The 4234-nt window shown below is 34.2% G+C and carries 4 protein-coding genes; 2 read left to right on the top strand and 2 right to left on the bottom strand.

All coding sequences use genetic code 11. The features are described from left to right. Positions 1-125: 125 nt before the first annotated feature. Together ACWG42_RS14800 and ACWG42_RS14805 are read right to left on the bottom strand one after the other, a co-directional pair. Complete coding sequence (locus ACWG42_RS14800) at positions 126-1478, bottom strand: DUF6179 domain-containing protein (RefSeq protein WP_455793333.1); 1353 nt, start codon at positions 1476-1478, stop codon at positions 126-128. Next, complete coding sequence (locus ACWG42_RS14805; RefSeq protein ID WP_455793334.1) at positions 1475-1885, bottom strand: DUF6323 family protein; 411 nt, start codon at positions 1883-1885, stop codon at positions 1475-1477. Before ACWG42_RS14805 ends, ACWG42_RS14800 begins: the two co-directional genes overlap by 4 nt. 237 nt (positions 1886-2122) lie before the next feature. Here ACWG42_RS14805 and ACWG42_RS14810 point away from each other — a divergent pair, with 237 nt between their 5' ends. After that, positions 2123-2578, top strand: coding sequence for a MarR family winged helix-turn-helix transcriptional regulator (locus ACWG42_RS14810; RefSeq protein ID WP_455793335.1), 456 nt, complete (start codon positions 2123-2125; stop codon positions 2576-2578). Continuing rightward, on the top strand, positions 2575-3978 hold the full coding sequence (locus ACWG42_RS14815) for an MATE family efflux transporter (protein WP_455793336.1): 1404 nt from the start codon (positions 2575-2577) through the stop codon (positions 3976-3978). The genes ACWG42_RS14810 and ACWG42_RS14815 overlap by 4 nt, the downstream gene beginning before the upstream one ends. Positions 3979-4234: the final 256 nt, after the last annotated feature.

Consider the following 4234-nt stretch of genomic DNA (forward strand, 5'->3'; position numbering starts at 1 on the left):
AAGAAGAACTCCTTTCGATTGGTTTAGTCGCCTAAATTGTAACGGATAATTCATCTTATGTCTTTTTATTTTGAAAAATATAAAAAGGTGTCAGTTTTCACCAACACCAAATGTTATAGAACCTTTTATATCAATTTTAGTTTTGAGGTAAATATGAAGATTTCTTCTTTTGATTCTTCGTCTGTACTGTGTAAATAGTTTTTGAAGTTTGTTTGCCATTCGTTCTCTGGATCAAAATCATTTAGTAATGTAGTAAATGAAGTAGGATTCAAATTTGTGATTTCACCTAACAATAATTTGAAAAAGATTCCAATTTCCATATTGGAAAGAGTGTTAAAATAATGTGTATACTCAGCATCATAAAAAATATCATGGTCGAGCAAATCAAACATATCGTATATGTCGATTTGCTTTTCTTTTATATAGGACAATTTATCTTCTAAATTCTGCATGTCAGATAACGTTGCTAAATGAATTTCAAATACATCACTATTCTTTTGTTCTAGGTGGAATGTGATGGAATCCTCATCTGTTGTTTCAAAAATGAATAAGTTGTAGGGAGTATATATAAATTTATGCCACTCTGATTGAATGAGTGCTTTATGCTTGGCTAAGTAAGGGACTAAGTTAACGTCGATGGATTTTATGGCGTGTAACATAAAATCATGTATTCGTTTAGTGAAGGTGTTATTTGATAATAACTGTTTTAAACGGATACAATCTTGTTTTGTTAATGATAATTTTGCTTCTTGGAATAAAATCATATTTGCCATCCATTGATCTAAAACTAGTTCAAATAAACTAATGTGTATATCATGAGGATTTATGCCTCTAAGATGAACGTGTTGTTGTAGGAGGGGTGGTATTTCTTCTTTAAACAATGTGCAGAATTTTTGTTCAAGTGATAAACGTTTTGTATATTCAAGGACAAAGTCACTACCACGCTTATGATACATATTTGCGAATAAGGAGAGACCATCCAAAAGGGGATAGTCAAGATCTTCTTTTGTGTGGTGGAAGTGAAATTTAGCATCTTTGTTTTTTAAAAGTGCTACATAATTTGGAATTTGGTGAAAGACAACATCGAGATATCGTTCGTTTTGGAATGTATATAACTCCTTTTGTAAGTTGTATAAAAGGTGTTCGATTTGCTTTGTGTCTTCTTGTAAACGTAGTATACCTAAATCATATATCTGTTGTAATGCATGAGTGTTCAAGTGTTTGAAAATAGGTTTTATAGGAGCGTGGTGTGAAATATAATCAATACTACGTATAAGATAGGTGAACTTTGCCTCGCTTAATGATGTGCTACACTCATGTGTATAGGATAGAACAAGAGAGTTTAGTATCCTTCTATATTCCAATATGAGTTCTTGTTTACGTTTGCTTGAAATTTCGCTTTGTTCGTATGCATATAGAATTGTGTTGTAGATTCCTTTAGGAGTGTGCTTGTTAGTAGTAAGGGATTGCTTGTTCATTTTGTACCTCTCATACGTTGGACTTGATGTAAGACTTTTTCAACATAGTGAATATCCAAAGTTCCACCACGTTTTATATAAATCATTTCCATGGCATCTAAAATCATTGTATCTTCAACGAAACGATGATAACGACTGCGCACTTCATAATATGAAATTATGAGATTTTTTAAGATATCTAAATAATTGTTAGTGGATATATAGGGAGATGTTAGAAATGGAGCGAGTATTTGATTTAGTTTTGAGCGATCTGTTTCAATCCAGTGGAGCTTTTTACAAATGAAAAGTATAGTTTGTTGTAGGGATAGGATGTCTTCTTTCGATAATGAGATACCCCGCATGGCTAAGGTGTTTTTTGTTTCTTGTAATTCGAGTTGGGTGTTTTGGTATAAAATGAGTGGGTTCATGTAGTACTTCCTTTCTTCATATATAAGTAATACCATTTGTATGGATGCATTACAACTCTTGAAAAAAAGACGTTTTTGTGGTATTATAACGATAGATAAAGAGTGAAAAACAACAGAAATTCGTGAGGAAATCTGTTTTTTTTTATTTTATGATTTTAAGAAAAAGGTGATATGACATTCTTGTCTAAGATTAGGAAATATGGTATATTAGTTTACATGTGAACTAGTGGAGGGCGTATGGAAACAAGAGAGAGTAGTGTAGAAACAATGTTACAACAATTTGCGATGATTCGAAAAGTATATGGAAAGCTATGTTTTCAATCTTTATCATCTTATGAATTTTCGCCAAGTGAAATAGATATTTTAATTTTCCTATCGAATAATCAAACAATCAATACAGCAAAAGAGTTAGCATTTTGTTTGAATATTTCAAAAGGATTAATTGCTAGAAGTGTGGAATCTCTAATGAAGAGAGAATTGATAGAAGTGAAAGAAGATAGGAGCGATAAAAGAATCAAGCATGTATTCCTTAAGGATAATAGTGAAGGTGTTGTTCAACAAATCAAAGAACAAAAGAACGCGCTTGCGCAAATCTTAAGGAAGGGTGTTTCGGATGAGGAGCTGCAAGTGCTATTAGAAACAATGATGAAAATCAATAAAAATATGCAAAGTATGTTGGAGGAAAAGGAATGAAATTGAAGGTTGGTAATGAAGTTGATTTAGGAAAAGAGAGAGTTGGAAAATTATTTGTGATGCTGGCGATACCAGCAATTACATCACAAGTTGTAAATGCGTTGTACAATATGGTAGACCGTATGTATATTGGTCATATTGCGGAAGTTGGTGCAAAGGCATTGACGGGAGTTGGTGTTTGTTTTCCAATTATTATGGTGATTTCTGCTTTTGCTGCATTGGTGAGTATGGGAGGAGCACCTAGGGCAAGTATTATGCTTGGAAAAGATAATAAAGAAGGTGCAGAAAAGATATTGGGAAATTGTTTTAGTGCACTTGTCATAACGGCGGTGATCCTTACTGTAATTGTGCTAATGTTTCAAACACCTTTATTGCGTATGTTTGGGGCGAGCGATAATACGCTCCCTTATGCAGAAAAGTATATGTTTATTTATGCGCTAGGTACCATATTTGTACAACTTACATTGGGCATGAATGCGTTTGTTTCGGCACAAGGATTTTCAAGGGTGAGTATGATGACAGTTGTGATTGGTGCCATTACAAATATTATCCTAGATCCTATCCTGATTTTTGGATTGGATATGGGTGTGGAAGGAGCGGCTTTAGCAACTGTGCTTTCACAAGGCGTTTCTTGCGCATGGGTAGTGTATTTCTTATCTGGTAAGAAAACTATTATCAAGTTGCATGTATCCAACTTTAAAATTGATTGGCATGTTTTAGCACCTGCAATGGCGTTGGGGGTTGCGCCGTTTATTATGCAGGCAACAGAAAGTGTTCTGGTTCTGTGCTTTAACTCTTCTTTATTATCTTATGGAGGAGACCTTGCGGTAGGGGCGATGACAATCCTTTCTAGTGTGATGCAGTTTGCGATGTTACCACTTATGGGATTCACACAAGGTGCACAACCGATTATTAGTTATAACTATGGTGCTAATAATGCGGATAGAGTGAAAAAGACGTTTAAACTACTGTTGGTGAGTTGTTTTACATATTCTACTATATTATGGGCTTCCATAATGATAGCCCCACAGATATTTACATCCATCTTTACGAATGATTCAGCACTTGCGGAATTGACCATTTGGGCTTTGCGTATTTACATGGCTGCGGTTGCGCTCATGGGTGTGCAATTGGCATGCCAACAGACATTTATCGCATTAGGGAATGCGAAGACTTCGGCTTTCTTAGCGATGTTTCGCAAAATCATCGTTTTGATTCCTTTGATTTATATTCTTCCACGTTTTATAGATGATAAAGTGATGGCGGTTTTCATGGCAGAACCAATCGCGGATACGTTGGCTATTTTAACGACAGTGATTCTGTTCACAGTTGAATTTAAAAAACTGTTACAGAAGATGCGTAAAAGGGAAGAACAAAGAATCGATACAGAGGTTTTATAAATAATAAAGTGAAAGGATATCTTGGGCTTATAGGATGCGGGAGATATCCTTTTTATATCCTCTAAATACATTGAAATAATTATATACGAATTTTGAGTAAAAATATTAAAAAAGTTATTGACAGAGAACAATTAGTATAGTATTATTAACAGGCACTCAACGAGAGTGAAAACAAGTCGGTCTTTGAAAACTGAACAGGAAATACGTTGATTTCAATGAGATATGAACATAATCATATTCCAGATAAACAAACAAA

This window comes from Amedibacillus sp. YH-ame10, assembly GCF_053848885.1.

What these genes read in the sequence shown, in the direction of transcription:
- ACWG42_RS14810 (WP_455793335.1), top strand. Translation starts at nt 2,123, where the DNA reads ATGGAAACAAGAGAGAGTAGTGTAGAAACAATGTTACAACAATTTGCG.
- ACWG42_RS14815 (WP_455793336.1), top strand. Translation starts at nt 2,575, where the DNA reads ATGAAATTGAAGGTTGGTAATGAAGTTGATTTAGGAAAAGAGAGAGTT.
- ACWG42_RS14800 (WP_455793333.1), bottom strand. Translation starts at nt 1,478, where the DNA reads ATGAACAAGCAATCCCTTACTACTAACAAGCACACTCCTAAAGGAATC.
- ACWG42_RS14805 (WP_455793334.1), bottom strand. Translation starts at nt 1,885, where the DNA reads ATGAACCCACTCATTTTATACCAAAACACCCAACTCGAATTACAAGAA.